Source organism: Kitasatospora sp. NPDC002522 (assembly GCF_053595195.1).
On sequence record NZ_JBSFXE010000023.1, the window covers coordinates 1 to 23,629 of the forward strand.

The 23,629-nt window shown below is 71.8% G+C and carries 21 protein-coding genes and 5 pseudogenes; 12 read left to right on the forward strand and 14 right to left on the reverse strand.

Features of this window, described 5'->3' with window-relative positions:
* A partial coding sequence (locus tag ACWD4U_RS20175; protein WP_363453846.1) for a SpoIIE family protein phosphatase occupies window positions 1-186 on the forward strand: 186 nt, incomplete at its 5' end.
* Window positions 187-193: 7 nt separating this feature from the next.
* Here the strand turns inward: ACWD4U_RS20175 and ACWD4U_RS20180 are convergent.
* Window positions 194-1,375 (reverse strand): annotated as a pseudogene (locus ACWD4U_RS20180) (AI-2E family transporter).
* Window positions 1,376-1,579: 204 nt separating this feature from the next.
* On the opposite strand from ACWD4U_RS20180, the gene ACWD4U_RS20185 reads away from it, so the two are divergent.
* The 3 genes from ACWD4U_RS20185 to ACWD4U_RS20195 all read left to right on the forward strand — a co-directional run bounded on the left by ACWD4U_RS20185 (window position 1,580) and on the right by ACWD4U_RS20195 (window position 4,173).
* Window positions 1,580-1,813, forward strand: coding sequence for a DUF6296 family protein (locus ACWD4U_RS20185; protein WP_363453844.1), 234 nt, complete (start codon window positions 1,580-1,582; stop codon window positions 1,811-1,813).
* 17 nt (window positions 1,814-1,830) lie between these two features.
* Window positions 1,831-2,619, forward strand: a complete 789-nt coding sequence (locus tag ACWD4U_RS20190) for a ribonuclease BN (protein ID WP_363453842.1) — start codon at window positions 1,831-1,833, stop codon at window positions 2,617-2,619.
* 768 nt (window positions 2,620-3,387) lie between these two features.
* Window positions 3,388-4,173 (forward strand): SigB/SigF/SigG family RNA polymerase sigma factor, encoded by a 786-nt coding sequence (locus ACWD4U_RS20195; protein WP_363453840.1) that lies wholly within the window; start codon window positions 3,388-3,390, stop codon window positions 4,171-4,173.
* Between the two features lie 58 nt (window positions 4,174-4,231).
* On the opposite strand, the pseudogene ACWD4U_RS20200 reads toward ACWD4U_RS20195, so the two are convergent.
* The 6 genes and pseudogenes from ACWD4U_RS20200 to ACWD4U_RS20225 form a co-directional block, all read right to left on the reverse strand.
* Window positions 4,232-5,305 (reverse strand): annotated as a pseudogene (locus ACWD4U_RS20200) (carboxylate-amine ligase); the annotation flags it as partial.
* 5 nt (window positions 5,306-5,310) lie between these two features.
* Window positions 5,311-5,544, reverse strand: coding sequence for a hypothetical protein (locus tag ACWD4U_RS20205; protein ID WP_363453838.1), 234 nt, complete (start codon window positions 5,542-5,544; stop codon window positions 5,311-5,313).
* A gap of 116 nt (window positions 5,545-5,660) precedes the next feature.
* Window positions 5,661-5,846 (reverse strand): hypothetical protein, encoded by a 186-nt coding sequence (locus ACWD4U_RS20210; RefSeq protein ID WP_363453836.1) that lies wholly within the window; start codon window positions 5,844-5,846, stop codon window positions 5,661-5,663.
* A gap of 794 nt (window positions 5,847-6,640) precedes the next feature.
* On the reverse strand, window positions 6,641-8,059 hold the full coding sequence (locus ACWD4U_RS20215) for a CYTH and CHAD domain-containing protein (RefSeq protein ID WP_363453834.1): 1,419 nt from the start codon (window positions 8,057-8,059) through the stop codon (window positions 6,641-6,643).
* A 207-nt stretch (window positions 8,060-8,266) separates the two neighbouring features.
* Window positions 8,267-8,725 carry an STAS domain-containing protein gene (locus tag ACWD4U_RS20220; protein WP_363453832.1) on the reverse strand — a complete coding sequence of 153 codons (459 nt, stop codon included), beginning with the start codon at window positions 8,723-8,725 and terminating at the stop codon, window positions 8,267-8,269.
* A gap of 275 nt (window positions 8,726-9,000) precedes the next feature.
* The gene (locus ACWD4U_RS20225; RefSeq protein WP_363453830.1) at window positions 9,001-9,375 is read right to left on the reverse strand and encodes a helix-turn-helix transcriptional regulator; all 375 of its coding nucleotides are present in this window, start codon (window positions 9,373-9,375) and stop codon (window positions 9,001-9,003) included.
* A 164-nt stretch (window positions 9,376-9,539) separates the two neighbouring features.
* Between ACWD4U_RS20225 and ACWD4U_RS20230 the strand changes: the two are divergent.
* From ACWD4U_RS20230 to ACWD4U_RS20240, 3 genes and pseudogenes are all read left to right on the forward strand, one after another.
* Window positions 9,540-11,185: pseudogene (locus ACWD4U_RS20230) on the forward strand (thiamine pyrophosphate-requiring protein).
* 144 nt (window positions 11,186-11,329) lie between these two features.
* Window positions 11,330-11,761 (forward strand): annotated as a pseudogene (locus ACWD4U_RS20235) (hypothetical protein); the annotation flags it as partial.
* A 99-nt stretch (window positions 11,762-11,860) separates the two neighbouring features.
* Window positions 11,861-12,862, forward strand: a complete 1,002-nt coding sequence (locus tag ACWD4U_RS20240) for a YihY/virulence factor BrkB family protein (protein WP_363453826.1) — start codon at window positions 11,861-11,863, stop codon at window positions 12,860-12,862.
* 1 nt (window position 12,863) lies between these two features.
* Here ACWD4U_RS20240 and ACWD4U_RS20245 read toward each other — a convergent pair whose 3' ends face one another.
* A complete protein-coding gene (locus ACWD4U_RS20245) occupies window positions 12,864-13,898 on the reverse strand; it encodes a cation diffusion facilitator family transporter (protein WP_363453824.1) in 1,035 nt (344 codons plus the stop codon).
* Window positions 13,899-14,183: 285 nt separating this feature from the next.
* On the opposite strand from ACWD4U_RS20245, the gene ACWD4U_RS20250 reads away from it, so the two are divergent.
* Both ACWD4U_RS20250 and ACWD4U_RS20255 read left to right on the forward strand, forming a co-directional pair.
* Complete coding sequence (locus ACWD4U_RS20250; RefSeq protein WP_363453822.1) at window positions 14,184-16,328, forward strand: catalase; 2,145 nt, start codon at window positions 14,184-14,186, stop codon at window positions 16,326-16,328.
* 33 nt (window positions 16,329-16,361) lie between these two features.
* Window positions 16,362-17,318, forward strand: coding sequence for a TIGR03557 family F420-dependent LLM class oxidoreductase (locus tag ACWD4U_RS20255; RefSeq protein WP_363453820.1), 957 nt, complete (start codon window positions 16,362-16,364; stop codon window positions 17,316-17,318).
* 20 nt (window positions 17,319-17,338) lie between these two features.
* On the opposite strand, the gene ACWD4U_RS20260 is transcribed toward ACWD4U_RS20255, so the two are convergent.
* The 5 genes from ACWD4U_RS20260 to ACWD4U_RS20280 form a co-directional block, all read right to left on the reverse strand.
* Window positions 17,339-18,067, reverse strand: a complete 729-nt coding sequence (locus ACWD4U_RS20260; protein ID WP_363453818.1) for a class I SAM-dependent methyltransferase — start codon at window positions 18,065-18,067, stop codon at window positions 17,339-17,341.
* A gap of 6 nt (window positions 18,068-18,073) precedes the next feature.
* Window positions 18,074-18,760: an HAD family hydrolase gene (locus ACWD4U_RS20265; protein ID WP_363453816.1), complete on the reverse strand. Its 687-nt coding sequence runs from the start codon at window positions 18,758-18,760 to the stop codon at window positions 18,074-18,076.
* A 47-nt stretch (window positions 18,761-18,807) separates the two neighbouring features.
* The gene (locus tag ACWD4U_RS20270; protein ID WP_449787253.1) at window positions 18,808-20,154 is read right to left on the reverse strand and encodes a carboxylate-amine ligase; all 1,347 of its coding nucleotides are present in this window, start codon (window positions 20,152-20,154) and stop codon (window positions 18,808-18,810) included.
* Between the two features lie 67 nt (window positions 20,155-20,221).
* On the reverse strand, window positions 20,222-20,401 hold the full coding sequence (locus ACWD4U_RS20275; RefSeq protein WP_363453814.1) for a hypothetical protein: 180 nt from the start codon (window positions 20,399-20,401) through the stop codon (window positions 20,222-20,224).
* A 125-nt stretch (window positions 20,402-20,526) separates the two neighbouring features.
* Window positions 20,527-20,694, reverse strand: a complete 168-nt coding sequence (locus ACWD4U_RS20280) for a hydrophobic protein (protein WP_363453812.1) — start codon at window positions 20,692-20,694, stop codon at window positions 20,527-20,529.
* 894 nt (window positions 20,695-21,588) lie between these two features.
* On the opposite strand from ACWD4U_RS20280, the gene ACWD4U_RS20285 reads away from it, so the two are divergent.
* The 3 genes from ACWD4U_RS20285 to ACWD4U_RS20295 all read left to right on the forward strand — a co-directional run bounded on the left by ACWD4U_RS20285 (window position 21,589) and on the right by ACWD4U_RS20295 (window position 23,386).
* Window positions 21,589-21,807 carry a hypothetical protein gene (locus ACWD4U_RS20285; RefSeq protein WP_363453810.1) on the forward strand — a complete coding sequence of 73 codons (219 nt, stop codon included), beginning with the start codon at window positions 21,589-21,591 and terminating at the stop codon, window positions 21,805-21,807.
* A 261-nt stretch (window positions 21,808-22,068) separates the two neighbouring features.
* Window positions 22,069-22,629 (forward strand): hemerythrin domain-containing protein, encoded by a 561-nt coding sequence (locus ACWD4U_RS20290; RefSeq protein WP_363453808.1) that lies wholly within the window; start codon window positions 22,069-22,071, stop codon window positions 22,627-22,629.
* 238 nt (window positions 22,630-22,867) lie between these two features.
* Entirely contained in the window at window positions 22,868-23,386 is a 519-nt protein-coding gene (locus tag ACWD4U_RS20295) for a hypothetical protein (protein WP_363453806.1), read from the forward strand.
* Window positions 23,387-23,425: 39 nt separating this feature from the next.
* On the opposite strand, the pseudogene ACWD4U_RS20300 reads toward ACWD4U_RS20295, so the two are convergent.
* A pseudogene (locus tag ACWD4U_RS20300) lies at window positions 23,426-23,608 on the reverse strand (DUF6766 family protein); the annotation flags it as partial.
* Window positions 23,609-23,629: the final 21 nt, after the last annotated feature.

A 23,629-nucleotide genomic window follows, 5' to 3' on the forward strand; every position in this document is an offset into this window, starting at 1 on the left:
CTGTTCACCGACGGACTCATCGAACGGCGTGACGAGACGCTGGACCACGCACTCGAACGCCTCCGCACGGCCGCGGAGGAGTACCAGGCTCCGGGACTCCGAGGCCGCATCGACCACATCCTCCGTCGGCTCAACGCCCCCAACCCACGGGACGACACCTGCATCGTCGGCCTCCAGCCGACCTGAGCCGTGGTCACCCTCGTCGGTCCCTTCCGCCATGGACGCGGGCTGGATGGCGTAGTTCCTTGACGATCGCACAGGCCACCGACACCAGCGGCACGGCGACCGCTGCTCCGACCACCCCGGCGAGCAGAGCGCCTGCGGCAACGCTCAGGGCGATCGCCACCGGGTGGATCCGCACGGCCCAGCTCATCACCAGCGGGTGCAGCAGGTGACCCTCGATCTGGCCGATCACCACGATCAGGCCCAGTACGATCAGTGCGATCACCGGGCCCCGCGTGGCCAGCGCCACCACCGACGCCACCGCCAGCGCGATCGGTGAGCCGATCAGCGGGACGAACGCGGCGAAGAACTCCCAGCAACATCAACGGCAGTGCGAGTGGCACCCGTAGGGCGAACAGCGCGACTCCCACCAGGATGGCGTTGCTGCCGGCCGCCAGCAGGCCCCGGGTGTAGCCGGCGAACGTCCCCATGCCGTCCGCCCCACACGGTCCCAGGTCGCACCCGTGCGCGGGCCGAGCTGCCGCTGCGCCCAGTCCCACATCCGCTCGCCCGAGTGCAGGAAGAACACCGAGCAGAACAGCGCCAGGGCCAGCCCCGTCACCGCCTCGACCACCCGACCCGCGCTGCTCACCGCGGTGCTGACCAGCCAGCCGCGGTGCCCGGAGACGTACGACCCCAGCTTGCCCTGCAGATTGCTCAGTGCACCTGCGTCCACATGGAACGGGGGCCCCTGGAGCCAGCGCTCGATCCGGTCCAGACCACCTCGGACCTCCCGGCCCAGCGCGGCGGACTCGGCCGCCACCACCTCGCCCACCCCGACCAGCAGGCCGACCACCGCCACGATCGCCGCCACCAGCGACACCAGCACCGCCAGCGGCCGGGGCATCATACGGGCGACCAGGTCCACCAGCGGCCGCAACACCGCCGTGAACACCAGCGCCACGAACAGCGCGACCGCGACGAGTTGCAGCCTTTCCAGCAGGAGGAAGAGGGCGTACGCGGCCGCGCCGACCAGCAGCAGCCGCAACGCGTAGCCGGCTGCCCGCCGAAGTCCCGGACCGGGACCCGTTCGGCTGACCGGGCGCCAGGCCCGGTGTCGCGTCACGGGGGCGGGACGCGATGCCCGGCTGCCCAGGACCCGTTGCGGGCGGCCGGGCGGCCGACTTTGGCCGGATGCCACCTGTCGATCCATCCCGTTGCACTCCGGCCCTCGACGGCCGTGCGCCGGGGCTCATCACCCGCGTACCTCCGTGCGCTCTCGCGGGTACCCGCTGGCCCGGGCTTCACGCGTCTGCGTCTCCGAGTGAGTGCCCTGCGCCCGTTTGTCCGGCGGGTGCAACGGGAAGACGTGCACATCGACCCGCCAAGGGGGCGGAGGGCCCAGGAGGAGGCCGCCATGACACCGGTCGAGCGGTACGCCGTCACCATTCCGGGTGCGCCGGGTGGCCATGCGCCGCCCCGGGTCGTCGTGGTGCATCATCTGAGGACGACCGGGCCGGACGGACGCCCGGTGTACGCGGACGAGTCCGGCACGCTCGTGGTGTACGTGAGCGGCGGGGTCGCCGAGCCGGTCGGCGCTCCGTCCGGTATGACCGCGCACCCGTGTCTGCAAGCCCATCCGGTGCCGTGACTGGTAGCCCGGTCACGGTGAGCGGGTATGTCCGGCGAGTTGTCGTGACGGCCTGGCGGCGGGGCCGCGAGGTCGAGCTGCTGCACCGGTCGATGGCGTTCGCGGCGCTGTCCTTCGTCACTCTGGTGCCGCTCCTGGTAGTCATCGCCGCCGCGTCACCGACACGCGGCAGCGGTATCGCCGACTGGATCGCCGACGGCCTCGGTCTGTCGGGTGACTCCTCGGTGGCGGTGGGGCAGCTGTTCGCCTCGCGCCGTGAAGTCCTCAGCACCACCACCGCTCTCGGTCTCGCCGCGCTCGCCGTGTTCGGGGTGAGCCTGACGACCGCGGTGCAGAACGCGTACGAGCGGATCTGGCAACTCCCCGCCAGCCCCTGGCACAGCGTGTGGCGGCAGGTCGTCGCTCTGATGGGGGTGATCGGCTACATCCTGGTCGCGGCGTGGAGCCGGATCCCCTGGGAGCACACTCCAGCCCAGTCGGCCGCGCGGGTGGCCGCCACGGTGGTCGGTGGCGTCCTGCTGTTCTGGTGGTTGCAGCGGCTGCTGCTCGGTGCGCGGATTGCCTGGCGCAGGCTGCTGCCGGGAGCCATCGCGACCGTGGCCGCGCTGGCGGGCCTGCGGGTGTTCTCACGGCTGGTCTTCGCGCCGCTGATCGTCACCAACGTCGTGGCGTACGGACCGGTCGGCACGGTCCTGGTCGTGCAGTCGTGGCTGGTCGGCGTGGGGTTCTCGCTCTACGGGGGCGCGATCGCGGGCCGAGCCCTGTTGTCGCTCCGAGCGATTCCACGCCGCCGAGGCCCTCGATGAGGCGCTGACACCGGCGGATGTCGGCCCCGGGGACAGATCCCCGGGGCCGACCGCTCACCAGCGATACCACCGCCTACCCGACCCTCCCGACGAGCCACGGGCCACCACGCACCTCCAGCCCGACCGTCTGCCCGGCTGCGGCGGATCCATGCCTGCCGCCACCCTGGGTGGGCTCAGTGCAGGGCCCGAGGGCGCGGCCGAGTGGATGGCCGACGCGTTCGGCGTGGGTCGACCGGCGGGTCAAGGCCGATCTCGACCGGTCCAAGGAGGTGATCGAAGAGCGAGGCTCTGCCGGCGGTGCCTGGCGGGGCCGGATCTCCCCAGGCAAATCACGCTCGGTCCGGGCCACGCCCACCGGGGCGCTGGCCGCCACCGGAAAGGTCGGCGTCGATCTTCGGCAAGAGCCGGATTGCGGTCCGGTACAGGATTGACCGCTGCGCCGACCGGGAATGTGCTAGGTACGGAGCAGCAGGGCGAGTATGCCCGACTCCGGTACCGGCGCCCATTGAGGCGCCGGGTTTCGCGGCACGGTCACCGTGCCGGGACGCCGCCGCCTGAAGAAGCCGGGCGTCACGGTCTCCCACAGCCGCACCCTCGTGCGCCGCGCGGTCAGCCGAGCTGCACCGCCGCTCCTCGGCGCGGGGGTCAACCAGGGAGATGACTGACCCCGTGTTCGGTCTCACCGCTACGCCGTCCTCTGCTGTTCTGCCCCGGTCCTGCGACGTGACGCCAGCCTCCAGCCTGCCCAGCCGTCAGGAGATGCGGCTGATGGACAAGACCGAGGCGCGCGAGCTGAGCGATGCCCTGTTCGCGCGGCTGGCCAGCCTGGATCGTGAGTCCGCCGACTACAGCTACGTCCGCGGCACGATCATCGAATTGAACATGCCTCTGGTGCGCTTCGTCGCCGCCGGGTTCCGCAACCGGTCCGCCGAGATGGAGGACCTCCTGCAGGTCGGCACAGTCGGCTTGATCAAGGCCGTTGACGGCTACGACCGCCGGCGCGGCATCGAATTCGTCACGTACGCGATTCCCACCATCGCCGGCGAGGTCAAGCGGTTCTTTCGCGACACCTCCTGGCCTGTACGGGTGCCGCGCAGCCTGCAGGAGCTGTACCTGCGGGTCGTGCGAGCTTCGGACCGGATCGAGCAGAGCCTCGGTCGGCTGCCCAGCGCCCAGGAGCTCGCGGACAGCCTGGGGCTGGATGTCGACGATGCTGCGGCCGCACTCGCCGTGGGCCGCGCCTACCGCGCCAGATCACTGGACGCGCTGCGCGAGGACCGCGGGGAGGACACCGGCAGCGCGCTGCTCGACCGGCTCGGCGAACGCGACGCCAGGCTCGACCTGGTCGAATGCCGAGAGTCGGTGCGGCCGCTGCTCAAGGACCTCACGCCACGGGAGCGGACCATCCTGATGCTGCGGTTCTGGGGTGACTGCACCCAGTCCGAGATCGCCGAACAGATCGGCTGCTCCCAGATGCATGTCTCCCGGCTGCTGGCTGCCACCCTGGATGGCCTGAGGGCCCGGCTGGACACGCCTGCCGCCGATGCGCGCTGACCGACCCTCTGGCCGAGGCTGCGCTCAGCGGACGAGGACGGTCTCGGTCGGCCAGCCAGTCGACGACATCGGTCAGCTGGCGCCGCCGCCCGAAGGCGGCCCGCTGGTGGTCTGAGCCAGTCCCGGCACAGAACACCTCCTCCAGCAGGGTCCCAACAGTCGCCAGGTCGCCTGCGGCGGCAAGCCCGGGCGTCGCGTACTCGAACAACTGCTCCACGAGCAGCGCGGCCGGCTCCGGCCGGGCAGCCACCGGGTCCAGGCCCAGGCCGGTGAGCCCGCTGCGGGCCACGCAGCTGTGGGCCGCCCGCAGCACCTCGTCGTCGGCCGGCGGTACGGGTACGCCGTCGTGCTGGTCGGCGAGCAGCCGGGCGCACAGGCCGCGGGTCAGTCCCGCGACCAGCACGGTGGTGTCCACGGTGGCGCTGACGTCGGGGACCCGGATTTCCAGGGTCGGCACATGCTCCGACGGGCGGGCGTACCAGTAGATCATTCGCCGGTCGAGCAGCAGACCGGAGGTGACCAGGGCGTCGGCGAGCCGCTCGTATCCGGTGGCGTCCAGCAGCGGTGCCGGGCCGACGGTCGGCCAGGCGGCCCAGCGGACCGCGCGCCAGTCGGCGAAGGCGGTGTCGCGACCCGCGCAGTACGGAGATTTGACGGCGAGCGCCTGGAGTGCCGGCAGCCAGGGCCGGAGCCGGGCGCTGATTGCCAGTGCCTGCGCCCGGTCCAGGGGGCCCACGTGGATGTGGCAGCCACAGACCGCCCCGCTGGTGTCGTCCACCACTGAGCCGAACCTTTCGGCCATCTGCTGGTAGCGCTGGAAGTCGCTCACGCCAACCGGCTTCTCCGCGGCCAGTGGTGACGTCCCCGACACGACCAGGAGACAGCCGGCGTCGGCCGCGGCTGCGGCCACGGTCGCCCGCAGGCCGGTCAGCTCACTGCGTAGCGCGGCCAGCGAAGCGACCGGGGTGGTACAGATCTCCACCTGGCCGCCGAAGAACTCGGGCTGGAGCTGATCTCCCAGCAGTGGTCCGGCATCGGCCACCACCTGGGACGCCCGGTCCGCCGGCGCGCGGCTTGCCCGGTCGACGAGGAGGAACTCCTCCTCGACACCCAGCGTGGGAACGGTGGGCATGCGGATCACCGGCCAGGCCGGGGCCCGTCCGGATCAGACACGAAGGCGATGCACTCCACGTCGATCTGGTCGGAAACCTCTCCGAGCATCGCGGCGAGAGCGCCGGCTGTCCGCGGGTCCGGGTCGGAATCCATGCTCGGCGCCCGTCGCACCCCTTGGAGGCCGAGTTCGCGCAGCAGGTGGGTGACCTGCTCGGCGGGGATCGCGAGGCCCTCATCCGGCTGGTGGATCAGTGGCACGTCCACCCGGTCCGTGCGCCCACAGCTCCTCTCGGTCAAAGGACTGCCCGACTTCTGTCCCGAACGAAGCGATCAACGCGCAGCCGAAAGCCCGGCCGCACGTGGGTGTGCCGAAATCAGCCTTCGTCAGGCTCGGGAGCCGGATCCGATGTCTGCTCGGCGACCGGCTTGCTCGCCCGCACTGTCAGCACGGTGCGGGTCTTCGGCTGGTCCTTCTGCGCCAACCGGTCTGCGTCGTCGTGTTCGTCGTCGTCGTGGTGGAGGGGTACGCCACCTGAGCCGCCCTGCGGGATGTCGTCCATGGCCTGCTCCTGGTTCTCGTCGGGCCCTTGCGGCCACCCCGGCACTGCGCAGGGAAACCGCTGCTGCGCCCAGCGGTGCGGTAAGGGGCAGTGGGCAGACACGCAGGCCAGGAGGTACGCCAGGGCGACCAGCCGGTGACCGCTCGCATCGATCTGGAGCTGCGACGGCTGCTGTCGTGGGTATTCCTGGGCCTGTTCGTCTGCGGCGTCGCAACGTTCTCCGGCGACGGCGGGCGGCGCTCTGGCCACGGCGACCCTTGGGCGCTCCGGAGCCCCCGTTCTCCGTTCGGGCGCTGCCCCGGACTCCAATTCGTGCGGGGCGTTCGTGGTCACCGACTTCTGGCAGGATGTGGATCCCGAGCACGAGAAGGCCCGCGCCGCGGCGGCAGCACGCCCGCGCCCACGCTCGGCGTTCAGCACGCGATCTGCACGGCACGAGGACTTCGACACCTGCCCGGCCGCCCATCGGGACGCGCTGCGCGCCGCCCTGGCCTCGTCCCCACACGGCGCGGACACGCGCTAGCACGGGGGGCCGACCGACCCTGGAGTCGGGTCGGCCGTCAGCGTGCCGGTGGTCAGAGTTCCTCGGTGTCCGTGGCCGACCGGCTCTCCTCCTTGGGGTTTCCCTCCTCGTCGGTGTCGTCGGCCTTGGCCCGCACGTCCTAGGGCGTCGGTGCTGTGATGTTCCGCTGCTCCGCGGACCGTGCCTCGGTCTCCTTGTCGACCGTTGGTGCGTCGTTCTCGGCAGTTGCGCTCATGGCTTTGTCCTCGCGGTGGACTGCGTCCTGCGGAGGTCACCGCTCGAGCTGTCGGCCGGCTTTTTCGGCTGCCGACAGCAGGCGGTCCGTCCCGCGTCGCTGGTGGGTGTGGAGGACGCCCAGCCCGAAGGCGATCTGGGGAGGGGCTTGGGCGGCGAGTTCCCGGAGTGTTCCTTCCGCGACCACGCCGTCCTGGTGGGCGCCGAGGGCCTTCTGGAGGCGTTTCGTGTGCTTGGCGAGCCGGCGGGCTCGGTTTCCGAGGAGTGGCGCGGTGCATTCTGCGGTGTACCGGGCCCGTTTGGCTGCTTTCCGCGCGCGGTGCAGGGCAGCATCGCGTTCCTGCCCCGGGGGAAGCGCAAGAGCTGTGCGCAGGCGCCGGACGGTTCGTTTCCGTTGGCGGTCCGTCACCTTGCGGGCCTCCTTGCGGCCGTGCCGGGCACGGCCGCGTAGCGGCGGGTCGGCGGCGAGGTCCTCCAGCGCGTCGATCAGAGCGAAGTAGCGAGGCTGGCCCATCGCTTCGACGGCTGCGCGCCAGGCAGACTCGTAGCGGTGCCGGAAGACGGATTCAAGCAGTCGGCAGGTCCGTCGCGGATGGAGCCCCGGGGCCAGGTCGGCGGCGTCCGCGGTAAGGTGCTCGGCCATCACTTCGGCGTCCCGGGCGTGTCCGAGAGTGCGGCCGAGCCGGCGGAGTTCGTCGTCGATGTCCCCGAGGGCCGCCTGGTGGAGGAGGCGGCGGTGGGCGGCGAGGGCGCTGCGGAGGCGCCGCACGTGGACGCGCATCCGGTGCACGGCGTCGGATTCGTCGAGCCGGACGGCTGCGTCGAGTGTCTCCAGAGCGGCAACGTGGGCTCGCAGGTAGGCGGTGAGCGAGGCCCCGACCGAGTCGTCGGCGTTCTGGCTGGCCGGCGGCGGTCTCCGGGATGCTGGTGGAAGGGCTTCGAGCCGTTCATGCAGGGCCCTGCCGAGTTTTGTTGGGGAGGAGGGCGGTCGCAGGCCGTCGGCCAGTAGCCGCTCCTCGACGGCGTCGAGCAGCTCGGGTCCCGCGTCGGTGAGCTCCACCTCGGTCTCGGTCCAGTTGAGATGTCGGGGTGCCGTGCCACCGGGGCCGATCAGATCGGCCGAGACTGTGTCCCGGTCGATCTCCGCGAGGGTCCGTCCGTGCTCGTCCAGCAGCAGCGTGGGCTCCCGCCGGGTTCGCAGGTGGGCGACGGGGCCGAGTCGACCACCGTGTGCGTGGATCGCTGCTCGGGCAGTCAGTTCGTCGGGCGGCTGGTCCCGGCCGTCGGGGGGTAGGCGGGTCTCTGTGCGGCTCCCGTTTGGTTGGGGAGTCTTCAGATGCCATCCCGCGTCGTGGCCGCCGGTGCGCCGCCGCAGGGTGACGCCGCGGCGCAGCAGCCGAAGGTCGGGAGTGTCGAAGTAGACGGCGTCCAGCCGTTCGACGGCAGTCTTGCGCACCGTTGTCACCCCGGACAGGCCGTCTGCGGTGACCGGTGTACGCGGCGCTCCGTCGTACGAGCGTTCGGTCTCCAGGTGTCGTGTCGCCACACTGCGCGTCTGTCCGGTCCGGCGGATCCCAATCATCGGGGCCCAACGTTGGAGGAGGGGCTGGCAGGCGGTTGTGGGTCTCTCGCGCTGGTACCGCGCGTGAGAGCGCGCGATTCGTCATGCGTCCGGCCGTGCCCGGAGGGTGCGGCCGAATGCTCGGGCGTCGGGGCGGGCGTCAAGGGCTGGTGCGATCCGGCGGGTCGCGGGCAGCGCGTTGTCGGCGATGGTGAACAGAGCGTCGGCCTGGGTGATTTCCAGCAGCCTTGTGGCCTGGTGCCGAAGGCCTGAGAGTTGCAGGTCGACGCCCGCTTGCTGGGCTGCGTGGCGGGTCTTGAGCAGGGCGTTGAGGCCGACGCAGTCGCAGAAGACCACGCCTGTCATGTCGATGACCAGCCGCAGTGGACGGCTCCGCACAGCTCGGGCGAGTGCATGGTCTAGGACGGGCTGCCGGTCCTGGTCTAGTTCCCCCGTCAGGTGGACGACCACCGTGCCGCCAGGTGCCTGGGAGACGGTGACAAGTGGTGGTGATGCCGGGCTAGGTCCGTTGGAACTGGGGATGGTGTGCAGCGCGTCCACGGGTGCGCTCCCTTCTGGCCCGGAACCTGTGTGACTTCGCTCCTCAACCCCGGGACACGTCGGGGCTGACCGGCGGGTGCCGATGTCCGCGCCTGGGCGTCGACGTGGAGGCACGGTCGGGCTCGCGCAAAGTGCTCAGGACATCTGCCGCGGCCGCCGGGGCTGTGGCGCGGACCGCGATCAAGGGCCCCTGGATGTCCTTCTTGTTCCGGCGGTCCAGGCCGTCGGCGTACGGCTCGCTGTCCGCCGCGGCGTGGCCGACCGTCGGAGGGAAGTCAGGAAGGCTCGTCGTGCTCATGATCGTCACCGGTAGGGGTTCGGGGGTCGTGGCTGCTGTCGGAGTCGGTGCCGGGCGCGAGGTCGGCGAACAGTTCCAGGAGTCCGGCGATCTCGTGGCGGGCCTCGGCAGGGTGTCGGAAGTAGGTGTGCCTGGTGACGCTGTAGTGGTTGCGCCGTCCGTGCCGCGACCTGGTCAGGTAGCCGGCGCTCTCCAGGTCGGTGATAACCGCCTGTACCGCCCGCTCCGTCAGTTCGCATGCGGAGGCGAGATCCCGCACCCGCACCTCGGGGTCACGCGAGACCATCAGCAGTACCCGCGCGTGCTGGGTCAGGAACGTCCAGCTGGTGCGGGGTTCGTGTGCGTCCGCCACACCTCAAGTATGTACCGGGATTCCGGTTTCGGCATCCCTGTCTCCGCGATCCGGTGCGCCGGCCGGAGGCGAAGGGTCGAGTTTCGCCGCGGTCACAGTGGTTAGCCGCGTGGGAGGGCTCGTCGCATCCGATGGCCCCGTCCGCGGCCGGGAGGAGTTCGGTGATGAAGGTTTCCGACCACGTGCTGGAGAGGCTTCGCGACTGGGATGTCGAGCACGTCTTCGCCTATCCCGGTGATGGCATCAACGGTCTGCTCGCCGCGTGGGGGCGCGCCGAGGACCGGCCGCGCTTTCTCCAGGCCCGGCACGAGGAGATGGCCGCGTTCCAGGCCGTCGGCTACGCGAAGTTCTCCGGCCGTATCGGGGTCTGTGCGGCCACATCGGGGCCGGGTGCGATCCACCTGCTCAACGGCCTCTACGACGCGAAGCTCGACCATGTTCCGGTGGTGGCGATCGTCGGGCAGACCGACCGGAGCGCGATGGGCGGCTCCTACCAGCAGGAGGTCGACCTCCTGAGTCTGTACAAGGACGTGGCCTCGGAGTTCTGCGAGATGGTCACCGTTCCCGCGCAGCTGCCCAACGTGCTGGACCGTGCGATGCGGGTCGCTGCCACTCGGCGCACGGTGACCGCGGTGATCATTCCGGCCGACGTCCAGGAGCTCGACTACGAGCCGCCGGCACACGCGTTCAAGCAGGTCCCGTCCAGCCTCGGCGTGCCCCACTACGCATCTGTCCCGGCCGACGAGGACCTTGTGCGAGCAGCGGAGGTCCTCAACGCGGGCGACAAGGTGGCGATGCTGATCGGGCAGGGCGCCCGCCAGGCCCGGCCCGAGGTCGAGCAGGCCGCCGACCTGCTCGGCGCCGGGGTCGCGAAGGCCCTGCTCGGCAAGGACGCACTGCCCGACACACTGCCGTATGTCACCGGGTCGATCGGGCTGCTCGGCACCCGGGCCTCCTACGAGATGATGCGCGACTGCGACACGCTACTCGTCGTGGGCTCCAGCTTCCCGTACACCCAGTTCCTGCCCGAGTTCGACCAGGCCCGCGCTGTGCAGATCGACCTCGACCCGTCGATGGTCGGCCTGCGCTACCCCTTCGAGGTCAACCTCGTCGGTGACGCCGGCGAGACGCTCCGCCGGCTCGTCCCGCTGCTCGAGCCCAAGCAAGACGGCAGCTGGCGCAAGACTGTCGAGGAGAACGCCGCCCGGTGGTGGGAGGTGATGCAACGGCGTGCCGAGGTCTCCGCCGATCCGGTCAACCCGGAGTACGTGGTGCACGTCCTCGACGCGCTGCTGCCCGAGAACGCGATGATCGCCGCGGACTCCGGATCGGCGGCGAACTGGTACGCCCGGCACCTGCGCATGCGCGGATCGATGCGCGGCTCGCTCTCCGGCACCCTGGCGACCATGGGGCCGGGCGTGCCATACGTGATCGGCGCCAAGTTCGCCCATCCCGACCGGCCAGCGATCGCGATCGTCGGCGACGGCGCGATGCAGATGAACGGCCTCGCGGAGCTGATCACCGCAGCCAAGTACTACCGGGAGTGGTCCGATCCGCGGCTGGTCGTGGCGGTGCTGAACAACCACGACCTGAACCAGGTCACCTGGGAGATGCGGGCGATGCAGGGAGCCCCGCAGTTCGAGCCCTCGTGGAGCCGGTGTGGCGACAGGCCTTGGCCTCCGACCGGCCGTTCGTCATCGACTTCCGCACCGACCCTGCGGTGCCGCCGATCCCGCCGCACGCCTCCTGGGTCGTCCGCCAAGGGGTGAAGGCCAAGGTCCAGGAGTTCCTGCCCGGTGGAGGGACGTGAGCTGTGTCGGAGCGTCAGGAGGTGGACCTGATCGCGCTCGAGCGGGCACGCGTGGCCGAGGGCGACGGCGAGGTCCGGTTCGATGCGGGCAGCCGTGGCGCGTACGCGACCGACGGTTCCAACTACCGGCAGGTCCCGCTCGGTGTGGTAGTGCCGCGCAGCGTGGAGGCCGGTGCCGACGCGGTCGGGGTGTGCGCGGCATTCCAAGCCCCGGTGCTCGCCCGCGGCGGCGGCACCAGCCTCGGCGGGCAGTGCACCCTCCCGATGCCGGCCATCCGCGGCGCCTACCCAGCCGACGACCCCCGCACCGCCGCCACCCTGCGAGCGGTCCGCGCCGACCTTGCCTCGGATCACTACGGGTACCGGTTCCGCCACGACCAGCGGCCCCTGCAGGACGCCGAAGGGGCGTTCCTGCTGTGCGGATTCACCATGGCCCTGGCCGAACACCAGCAGCACGACGACGTCGAAGCGGCGCGCCGGTTCGAACGCAACCGCGCCGCCTGCGGACCGCCAGGCGTCTACGCGGAGGAGTTCGATGTCGCCCAGCGCCAGCCACGCGGCAACCTGCCCCAGGCCTAGGTGCACGCGATGACGCTCGAAACGGCCGCCCGACTAGCGTCCCGGACGGCGACGGACCGACGACACCACCACGGCATCCCGGTAGGAGGGCCCGACATGAATCCCGTCGAACGCCTGATCCGAGCTGTCGACCGCGCCCAGCAGCGCCGCACAGCGGTGGCGGTGGTGGTCGGCGTGGTCAAGAAGTACGGCGACGACCGAGGGGGGCTGCTGGCCGCGCTGATCACCTACTACGCGTTCGTCGCACTCATCCCGCTGCTGCTCCTGTTGTCCACCGTGCTCGGCTTCGTCCTGCACGGCCACCCCGGCGCGCAGCACGCCGTGGTCGACTCCGCGCTCGCCGACTTCCCGATCATCGGAGACCAGCTGCGACAGAACATCCACACCATCCAGGGCAGCGGCCTGGCACTGGTCGTCGGCATCGCCGGGCTGCTGTACGGCGCGCTCGGGATCGCGCAGGTCCTTCAGCACACCATGGCCGAGGTGTGGAACATCCCCGGAACCAAGCGCCCAGGCTACTGGATGCGCCTGGCCCGGAGCCTAGCCCTGTTCGCCGTCCTGGGAACGGGACTGATCGTGGCCACCGCGGCCGCGAGCCTGGTGACGACCACCCTCGCGGGCACCGCCGCCCGCATCGGAGCCCTCGTGCTGTCCGCGCTCGTCAACTCCGCCCTGTGCCTGGCGTGCTTCCGCATCCTCACCCCCAAGCCGATCGCCCTGCGCTCCCTGCTCCCCGGCTGCGCGCTCGCCGGGCCGCTGTACACGCTCCTGCAGGCCTTCGGCGCCATCCTGGTCACCCACCAACTGCGCCACGCCACCGAGGTCTACGGGTTCTTCGCCACCGTGATCGGCCTGCTGTCCTGGCTCTTCCTCGTGGCGCAGGTGACGTTGTTCGCGGCGGAGACGAACGTGGTCCTCGCCCGAAGGCTGTGGCCGCGCAGCCTCGTCCAGCCCCCGCTGACCGAAAGTGACCAGCGGGTTCTGGAGTCCGTCACCCTTCAGGAGGAGCGCCGCCCCGAGCAGCACATCGATGTCGAGTTCGAGGACCCCGCCCCCAGCTCGGCGGACGAGGAGGACGGCTCTGAGGGCGAGCGATAGGTCAGTCCGGCACGTCGTCGCGCCCGGGGGCCACGTCGTCGAGTTCACGTTTCAGGGCGCGCGCCCGGGCACGGCCCTCGGAGCCGGCGTCGATGATGTCGAGGAACACCTGGTCGAAGACGGGGCAGGCCTGGCGTAGTTGCCGCTTGATCCGCACGCACACCTCTTCGACCTCCTCGCTGTCCAGGCCCTCCCGCAGGTCCACGCGGGCTGCCAACAAGGCGGAGTCGGCACCGAGCCGCATGGTGAGCAGGGCGGTGACTGCGTCGATCTCCCGCTGCTCCGCCAGCAGCCGGCGGGCGTCTCGCTGCAGGCGGGGGTCGACTGCCTGCCCGACGAGCAGGCTCTGCGCCTCGCGGCCCAGACGGACGGCGACGCCGATCAGGAGCGCGCCGATGGCCACGGCTGCGGTACCCTCCCAGACCGGGTTCCCGGTGAGCTGGTGGGCGGCAACGCCTGCGGTGGCCACCAGGACACCGAGGACGGCGGTGGAGTCCTCGGCGAGTACGGTCCGTGCCGTGGGGTCGCTGGTCCGCCAGATCTTCCGGGGTCCTCGTGTGCGGGCCTCACCGCGCAACTGCACGACCACCCGGACGAGCGAGGTACCGTCGGCGATCAGTGCCACGAGCAGGACGGCGTACACCGGGAGGAAGCTCTCGGGTCTCGCGGGTGGGGCCAGCCAGGTGTGGACGCCCTGGTAGAAGGAGAAGCAGCCGCCGGTCACGAAGATGCCGACCGCGGCGAGCAGCGACCAGAAGAACCGCTCCTTGCCGTAGCCGAACGGGTGGCGTGAGTCTGCCCGGCGGCGGCTGCGACTCAGGGACGCGAGCAGGAACACCTGGTTGATGCTGTCGGCGATCGAATGCGCGGCCTCGGCGAGCAGCGCGGGTGAGGGTGCCAGCACACCGGCGACCGCCTTGGCGACGGCGATCACGAGGTCGGCCACCAAGGCCACCACGACGGTCACCCGGGTTGCCCGGTCGTCCGGGGCGCGGCTGGTCCCCGTCGGGGGCCAGGGGCTCGGGTCGCGGTCCATGGTGATCGGAACGGCGAAGCAGCGGCTGTTCCGGAGACCCGGTCAGGGTTTCGCGGATTCCGTGGCGGGTGCGATCTCCGTCATCGTGCACATGACTCCTCCAGGGGGAGTGCCGGCCTTAGGTACGTCTTCCCTGCGGAAGCGGGGTCAACCGGTCGGCCCGAAGGTCCGTTCTGAGATGGTCCGTGGGGTTTGGTCCTGGGCCGGCCGGGCAGCCGACGGGCGGTGGGTGCTGTATCGGCTGGCTTCCGCCGCCTGCGATCGCCACTGGAAGGAGCACGTGGCATGACCGTCAATCCCGGACCCCCCGAAGGCCGCCCCGAGCCGCGCCCGGTCACCGAGACCCGCAATCCGGGCCCGCCGACCCACGGCGAGCGCGACGCCAAGGACACCGCTCTCGACGCCGCCCGGGCCGTGGATCCGGACGGGCCGCTCACCACCGACCAGGGCGTGCGCGTCGACGACACCGACAACTCGCTCACCGTGGGAGAGCGCGGTCCGACGCTGCTGGAGGACTTCCAACTGCGCGAGAAGCTCACCCACTTCGACCACGAGCGCATCCCCGAGCGCGTGGTGCACGCCCGCGGAGCCGGTGCCTACGGCTTCTTCGAGCCCTACGCATCGCTGGCCGAGTTCACCTGTGCGGACTTCCTGCAGGAGGCCGGGCACCGGACTCCGGTGTTCGTGCGGTTCTCGACGGTGCAGGGCCCGCGCGGATCCGCCGACACCGTACGCGACGTGCGCGGCTTCGCCGTGAAGTTCTACACCCGGCACGGCAACTACGACCTGGTCGGCAACAACATGCCGGTGTTCTTCATCCAGGACGCGGTCAAGTTCCCCGACTTCGTGCACGCGGTGAAGATGGAGCCGCACAACGAGATCCCCACGGGAGGGTCCGCGCACGACACGTTCTGGGACTTCTGCTCCCTGCAGCCGGAGTCCACGCACATGCTGATGTGGGTGATGTCCGACCGGGGAATCCCGCGCAGCTACCGGATGATGCAGGGTTTCGGCGTGCACACCTTCCGCCTGGTGAACGCCGAGGGACGGGGCACCTTCGTCAAGTTCCACTGGAGGCCGAAGCTCGGCACCTACTCGCAGGTCTGGGACGAGGCCCAGATCACCGCCGGGCGCGATCCCGACTTCCACCGCCGTGACCTGTGGGAGGCCATCGAGGCCGGCGACTTCCCCGCGTGGGAACTGGGCGTCCAGCTGATCCCCGAGCAGGACGAGTTCGCCTTCCCGTTCGACCTGCTGGACCCGACGAAGCTCGTTCCGGAGGAACTGGTCCCGGTGCGGCCGGTGGGCCGGATGGTGCTGGACCGCAACCCGGAGAACTTCTTCGCCGAGACCGAGCAGGTCGCCTTCCACACCGCCAACATCGTGCCGGGTATCGACTTCACCAACGATCCGCTGCTGCAGGGCCGCAACTTCTCGTACCTGGACACCCAGCTGATCCGCCTCGGCGGCCCGAACTTCTCCCAGTTGCCGGTCAACCGCCCGGTCGCCGAGGTGCGCACCAACCACCGCGACGGCTACGGCCAACACGCGATCCACCGAGGTACCGGCTACGCGCCCAACTCGGTCGGCGGCGGCTGCCCGTTCACCCTGGGGGGAGCCCGCCTGCCGGAAGGGGTGTTCGAGCACTACCAGGAGCGTGTCGACGGCACGGCGATCCGCCGGCGCAGTCCCAGTTTCGCGGACCACTACAGTCAGGCCGTGCTGTTCTGGCGCAGCATGGCCGACTGGGAGCAGGAGCACATCACCGCGGCCTTCTCGTTCGAGCTCGGCAAGGTCGCGGACCAGACCGTGCGGCGCCGCACGGTCGCCAACCTCTCTCGGGTCGACGGCGCGCTCGCTGCGGAGGTGGCCCGCCGCATCGGGGAGCCCGAGCCGTCCGCCACGGCCGACGAGATTGCAAGCGAAGGGCCGCAGGTCTCGCCCGCACTGAGCCTGGAGAATCAGCGCGGCACGGGCATCGGCACCCGCAAGATCGCGATCCTGGTCGCGGACGGGGTGGACGCCGCGCAGGTGCGCACCGCGCAGGCGCGGTTGCGGGCCGAGGGTGCCACGGCGGAGACCCTCGCTCGCCACGGCGGGATGGTGGTCGGGCGCGGGACCAAGGACGTGGCGGTCACCCGGGCGCTGGCGACCACAGCGTCGGTGCTGTACGACGCCGTGGTCGTGCCCGACGGCACCGACGCGCTCGCCGGTGATCCGGATGCAATGCGGTTCGTCGGCGAAGCCCTGCGGCACGGCAAGCCCCTCGCCGTCCTCGGGTCCGGAACCGCGTTGGGCGAGGCTGCCGCCGGTGGAGGCCTGCGGGACGTCGCCGGGGTCGCGACGTGCGGCAGCGGGCGACATGCCGACGCCGCGTTCTGGGACCAGTTCGTTGCCCTGGTCGGGCAGCACCGGTTTCCCGACCGCTGACACGCACGCCGAGCGTGGAAAGGAGCAGATCCAATGACCGAGTACGGGTACTTCCTGTCGTGCGAGGAGTTCACCCCGGCCGAGCTGATCGACCAGGCCCGGCGGGCGCAGCAGGCGGGGTTCACCCGCCTGGCGATCTCCGACCACTTCCATCCGTGGAACGACGCGCAGGGCAACAGCGCGTTCGTCTGGTCGATGATCGGGGCGCTGTCGCAGACCACGGCGCTGCCCGTGACCACGCTGGTGACCTGTCCGACGGTGCGGCTGCACCCGGCGGTGACTGCGCAGGCCGCCGCCACGTCCAGCGTCCTACTGGGCGGGCGGTTCGCGCTCGGTGTCGGCAGCGGGGAGGCGTTGAACGAGCACGTCCACGGCGATGCGTGGCCGTCCTTCGACGTCAGGGCGGCGATGCTGGAGGAGGCCGTCGAGGTGATGCGCGAGCTGTTCACTGGCGAGCAGGTCAGCCACCGCGGGCGGCACTACACCGTGGACAACGCCCGGCTCTACACCGCCCCGGCCGGTCCGCTGCCGATCTACGTGTCCGGGTTCGGGCCCAGGGCCGCCGAGTTGGCCGGCCGGATCGGGGACGGTTTCGTCACCATGACCCCGGACGCCGACCTGGTGGGTGCCTTCCGCGACGGCGGAGGCCAGGGCGCGAAGGTGGTGGGCGGCGTGAAGGTGTGCTGGAGCAGCAACCGGGACAAGGCCGTCGACGTCGTGCACCGGCTGTGGCCCACCGAACTCCTGCCCGGCGAGCTGGCCCAGATCCTCCCGACCCCCGCACACTTCGAGCAGGCCAGCAGCCTTGTCACCCGCGAAATGGTCGCCGACGCTGTGACCTGCGGCGACGACGTGGAGGAACACGTGGAGACGGTGCTGGCCTACGCGCGCGCTGGCTTCGACGAGGTCTACGTCGGGCAGATCGGCCCCGACCAGGAGGTCTTCTTCGACGCCTACAGCGAGCTGGTCCTGCCCGCCGTCAAGCACTGACCCGGGTCGGCCGAGGCAGCTTACCGGGCGGGGCGGCGCGCACCGGTGAGGTCGGCGGCGGGGGCCTGAACCGTGCGCAGTCCCGCGGCTTCGAGTTCCTCGGCGAGCTGCTCGGGCCGGACAGGCCACATGTCGAACGACTCCTGTGCTTCGCGCAGCACTTTCCCCTCCCGCTCGACGCGATAGGTGAAGACGGTCCGCTCGATCCCGCGGTGGGGCCGCCGGGTGATGTCGGCGCTGTACTGGTCCAGTCCGAGACGCACCGGACCGAGTCGTCCTGCCGGCTCGTACCCGCCGGGCAGGTGGGCCGGTGGCGGGTCGAACAGCAGCAGGCCGCCCGGTACGAGGGCCGTCGCGATCGCCTGCCAGGTGGCGCGCCTGGTGTCGGGGTCCAGGCAGGCGATCACGCCGGAGGCGACGGCCAGGTCCGCCACGGCGGTCAAACCCGCCGTCGCGAGGGATTCGGCGTGGACGGTGACCCGGGCGCGCTGGTCCGCCCCGAGGTGAGCCAGGCGGGACAGCAGGGCGGCACGCATGGCCGGCGCCGGTTCGACGGCGTGGACCGGGACGCCCGACGTCCTCAGCAGCACCTCGGTAACGATCCCGGTGCCGGCGCCGACATCCACGATCGCATGGCGGGCACGGGCGGCGGCGCCGACGAACCGCCGCTCGGCCATACGCCGGTCGGTCTCGGCCTGCAAGAGGTCGTAGAACTCGGCGGTGACCCCGTAGCTGCCGGTGTCGTCCACGCGCGGCTACCGGCCGTGCGCGGCGTAATGGGCCGGGTCCGCGAGGGCGCTGCCGTCGAGACGGGCGAGGAGGTCGCCGACGTCGCGGTGGACTTCGAGGGCGCCGGCTGCCCGGAGGGCCCGCTCGCCGAAGCCCCCCGAGAGCACCGCGACGCACGCCACCTTCGCCAGGGCGGCGGCCTCCACGTCCCACGGGGTGTCGCCGACGAACAGCGCCTCGGCCGGTGCGGCGCCGGACTTCGCGAGCGCGGCGCGGACCAGGTCGGGCGCGGGCTTGCTGGCCTCCACGTCGTCGGCGCTGGTGGCGTGGTCGATCGCGTCGTCGGCATCCAGCACGCTGCGCATCACCCCCAGGTCGCGTTCCGAGGCGGAGGAGGCGAGAGTGATCGTCCACCCGCGCCGCTTCAGCTCCCGCAGGAGCTCGCCCGCACTGTCGAAGGCGCGCAGCCGGGGCCAGAACCGGGCGAACAACGCCTGCTGCGCCGCACTGATCGCCTGGTCCTGCCTGTGGTCGCGATCCTCGCCCAGCACGTGGTCCAGAAGCTGGTCGGCGCCCATGCCGATCGCCCCGTGGATGCGGGCCATGGGCGGGGTGCGGCCGAACTGCGCGAGGGCCTCGGTCCAGGCGACGGTGTGCCAGTAGTTCGTGTCCAGCAGGGTTCCGTCGACGTCGAACAGCGCTGCGACCGACATCACAGCCTCCCTCGCGTGTGCACCTGACCGGCCGGTCCGCCTCGACGCTACGTCCCCCCATCCGGTGCCGCACGGCACGAGGCCCGTTTGCCGCGCCGCATCGGGGAAAGCCGGAGAAGTACGGAACCTACGGAGCCTGCATGCCGCACGGTCGTGGTCACCGGAGCCAGCGCGGGCATAGGGCGAGCGTGTGCGGTGGCGTTCGCGGCCCGCGGCGACCGCCTGGCGCTGATCGCCCGCGGCCGGGCCGGTCTGGACGGCGCCCTGCGTGAGGCCGAGCACTCCTGGCGCGCAGGCGTCATCAGGAGCGCATCCGCCCCGCCGCGGAGGGGCCGCGCGGAGCAGTCCGCGGTCGTCGCGGCGAGCGCGTCGGCCACGTCCGACAGCGAGTTCCGCCGGGCGAACACCGCCCGCTGGGTGTCCGCGCCCGTGCCGTCGGCCAGGATCCTGGACGCGAGCTGCCGGGCCGGGCCGAGGTCGCCGTGGGCCGCCAGCCCGGGCGCGGCGCGGTCCAGCACCTCGGCGACGAGCACCCGCATCGGCACCGCGCTGCCGCTCGCCACGTCGAGGCCGTCCCCGCGGACGCCGCCGTGCGCGGCCCGCCGGTGCGCCTCCCGAAGCCGGGGCTCCTGGACACGCGGCCCCGGCTGCTCCTCGTCCAGCAGAGCCCGTACTAGGCCGCGGACCAGGATCGCGAGCAGGACCGTGACGTCGACGTCGGCGTTCACGTCCGCGACCCGAACCTCCAGCGTCGGCAGGTGCTCGGACGGTCGGGCGTACCAGTAGATCGATCGCCGGTCGAGGACCGCGCCGGTGCGCACGAGTTCCCCGACGTGCCGCTCGTACCCCGCCTCGTCCAGGCACGGGGCGGGTCCCACCGTCGGCCAGCAGGCGTAGCGGGACGCGCGGGCGCTCGCCGCGCCGCTGTCCAGGCCTTCGCAGAACGGGGAGTTGACGCTCAGTGCCTGGACGACCGGCAGCCACGGCCGCAGCCGCCTGCTGACGTCCAGGGCTTCCGGCCGGCTCACGTCGCCGACGTGGACGTGGCAGCCGCACAGCTCGCCGCCGATCCGGTCGGTGATCGCGGGGCCGACGCGCGCGGCCATCCGTCGGTACCGCGGCCCGTCGTTGATCGGCAGCGGGTGCGCACTCGGCAGGACGGGCGATCCGGATGCGATCAGCAGGCAGTCCTCGCGCGCGGCGGCGGAGGCCAGCACGGTCCGGACCGCGACCAGTTCGTCGCGCAGTTCGCCGGCCGTCCGCACCGGCGGTGTACAGCCTTCGACCTGGGTGGCGTAGAACTCGCACTGCGCCCGGTCCCCGAGCAGGCGCCGCGCCTCCCGCAGTACCGAGGCCGCCCTGGGTACCGTCGCGCGGGTCCGCGGGTCCACCAGGAGGTACTCCTCCTTCCACGCCCAGTTTCAGGCGCCGCACCTGGTCGGTCCCTCGGGGCATCGTGGGTCAGTCCTCGCCGAGGACCGCGTAGGACTCGGCGTCGTCCAGCTCCGGCGGACGCCGCGCCTTCTCCTCGTGCGGGCGGCGCAGCGGGAGCGGGAGGCGGGGGAAACCCTCGCCCGCGAGGGTGACGACGTGGTCCGATCCGGTGCCCCGGACGGGGCGGTGGTCTTCGGAGGTTCGCATGGGATCCTCCCTCCAATCGGCCGACGCCTGTCGGCCTCGTGAGCCGCGCCTACCCGGCTCTGATCAGGCAAGTCCCGGTATCGGCCGGCCCGGGCGGGCGGCGCCCGCACCGCCCGGGCCGTTCGTCACCAGCGGTACCAGCGGCGACGTCCGCCTTCGGCAGCCCCGCCGAGGACGAAGCCCAGTAGCCAGACGACCAGAACGGCGAGCGCCACCCACCACAGAACGTGAACGGCGAAACCGGCGCCTCCGAGGATGAGGGCCAGCAGGAGAACGATGATCACTAGGGCCATGATGTCTGCACCTCCGGCCCAACCGTCTGCCCCGCCGGCTCCGTCGTACTCCTCCCGGGCCGTGATCCTCGTGACTGTCGGTGGCCGAAACGGGGGCCAGGCCGACGCGCCGAGGCCCTCACGGTTCGTACCGACTTCGCCCGCCCGCCGCTGCGTGCTTCGGATGGGGTGGACGCCGGTCGGCGGTCGACGCCCGGTGGTAGCCGGCGACAGCACGGCCAGGGCGGACGCGTGGAGGCGTCCGCGTTCCCGGCGGTGGCGTGTGAGCGACCGTCGCCGGGATGACGGCATGTCATGAGTGGGGGAGCGGCCGGCGGCGATGCCCGTGGTCAGGCCGGATGGCCGGCGTCACCTCGCGCAGGCGCAGTGGCCGCGCGAACCACGCGAGGGCGTCAATCAGAACGGGGACCGCGAACGGGCCCGGGCGCCAGTCGACGGCGGCGAACCTGTCGACGGTGTCTCCGCTGCGGCCGGATGGAGCACGGGCCCGCGAAGCCCACCAGGCAGGGGGCACGGCGCGGGGGCCGGCTGCCGAGCACCCGCCCAGGGCGGGGCTGCCGAGCCCCGGTGCGAGCCGCCCGCCGATCCATCCCACTGCGCTCCTGCCCCCGGTTCCCGTGAGCCACGGACCGTCAGCGGCGCACCCCGGTACGGCCTCGCGGCTACCCGCGGGTCCCCGTTCCACGCGCCCGGGGCGCAGTTCGCCCTGCCCGGCCGCCGGGGCGGGCGCGAGCCACGAGGCATGGCGAGGAGGAGGCGCGTGCCGGGATCGGCCCCGGGTAGGCGCGGGCGGGAGGGGGCGAGCGTAAGGAGAGCCGACATGATGACTGTCGCTTCAGCGGTCACCGCGCCGCTGCCGCCGGCACCGATACCCCTGCGGCGTGGGGAGCGGTCATGAGTCACCGGGCGAGCACGGACTACCCGGTCCGTCGTGGACACGAGCCGGGGGACCAACTGCGCCGGGTCGCGAGTGCCCAGCTGGAGCTGATGGCTCAGGACGTGCGCCGACTGACGCTGGCCCTGCACGACCTGTCCGGTCGTGAGCGTGCCCGGCGGGGTGCCCCGGCCCAGCGTCGCGGCCCGCACCCCCACGCGGACAGTGCCGCGGCCTGACCGCGCGAGCGCAGGGGAACCGCATCGGCGTCACGGGAGAAGGCCGCTGGGGCGAACCGCTCGCGGAGAAGACCGTGCGGACGCTCGTGACACCGACTGCGCCACGGCGTCGCGCCGAGACGCGCGGCGCCGTTGGCGGCCGCCCGCCGTCCGATCGGGTGAGGCTCCGGGCCCGGGCTCGGGTCGGACCGCCCACAGGGGGAACGCCTTCCACCCGGGTGCGGACCGACCCGCCCGCGGACGACGAGAGGCAGGAACGGCATGGGGCACGGCGGGAACGTGATCGAGGAGCTGATGGCCGACCACCGCGAGGTGGAAGACATGTTCGGCCGGATCCAGAGCATGGGCGGAGGGGGCCAGGCGCTCCGCGGCTCGATCGACGAGGTCACCATCGAACTGGTGCGGCACTCGGTCGCCGAGGAGCAGTACCTCTACCCCGCGGTCCGCGAGCACGTCGAGGGCGGCGACGCTCTCGCGGACAAGGAGATCGAGGACCACCGCCTGGTCGAGGACCTCCTCAAGCGGCTGGAGGACCTGCGCACCGACGACCCGATGATGGACCCGACGCTGCAGCAGTTGATGGACGAGGTGTCCGCCCACGTGGCGGACGAGGAGACCAACCTCTTTCCGATGCTACGCATGGCCTGTACTGCGGAGCAGCTGGACGACCTCGGGGACAAGATCCGCCGGGCGAAGGCCATGGCTCCCACCCGGCCGCACCCGTCGGCCCCGGACAGTCCGATGGCGAGCAAGCTCCTCGGCCCCGGTGTCGGCCTCGTCGACCGGGCCCGTGACTTCGTGACGGGCCGCGGAAAGTCCTGATCGTCCCGAACGGGCCGGCACGTTCGACCGGTCCTCGGCTGGCACCCCGTCACGCCCCGCCTGACCGGGCATGTCGCTTTCACGGTCGGGCAGGGCGTGACGGGGGTCATGCCCTCGGCCCGGGCCCCGTGCCTACACTGGTCGGCCACGAGCGGGGCAGTGCGGCTCCGCGACGACCAGCTCGCGCACCCCGATCAGCCCGATCCGGGCGAGCACCGCCCTGAAGGGGCCGACCGCCGTGCCCATCGACCTGACCCCCGTCATAGCCGCCTCCACTCGCTGGCTGCTGGCCGCCTATCCCGCTCCGGGCGGCGCGTTCAGCCGGGCCCTGGCCGAGGCCCAGGCCCGCCAGGCCGCCGCCCTGGCCGCCGCCCTGCGCTACCCCACCGCGATGGACGTCGAGCTGCTGCACCTGCTCGGACCCAGCGGATCCGACCGTCTCGACTGGCTCACCGACCACAGCCCCGCGATCCCCGGCACCCCGGATTCGTGGCGGAGCTGGGTCGACGAGGCCGTCGTCAGCTGGGCCGCCTGCCTGCTCGCCGATTCCGCTCTCGCGGCCCTCGCCCGCCGGGCCCTCACCGACACCGACCACCACGCAGATGCCGGTGACCCGTACCGCCTCACCCACCCCGGCGCCCACGACACCGGGGCAGCCGTCCTGCTCCGCCATCCCGATCTCCTCGAACCCCTCGCAGCCCTGCACCGCGCCGAACTCGTGAAGCTGCTCAGCGCCCAGGGAGCCGGGATGCCGTGACCCGTCGTCAGGGGCCCGGGACGGAACGTGCAACGGGTGTCAGCCTTCGACGCCGGTGGCGGTGCGGGCCGCGCCGACCGGTTTCGACTCCGGTGAGCCGCGTTGGCGCAGGTACATGGAGAGGATCGCCATGGAGGCGACCGCGAGGAGTTCGGACTGCCAGTTCTGCACGGTGCGGTTCCAGAAGTCCGCGGACAGGACGTAGTCCCACCATGTGAACGGTGGTCCCGGGCTCCCCAGGCT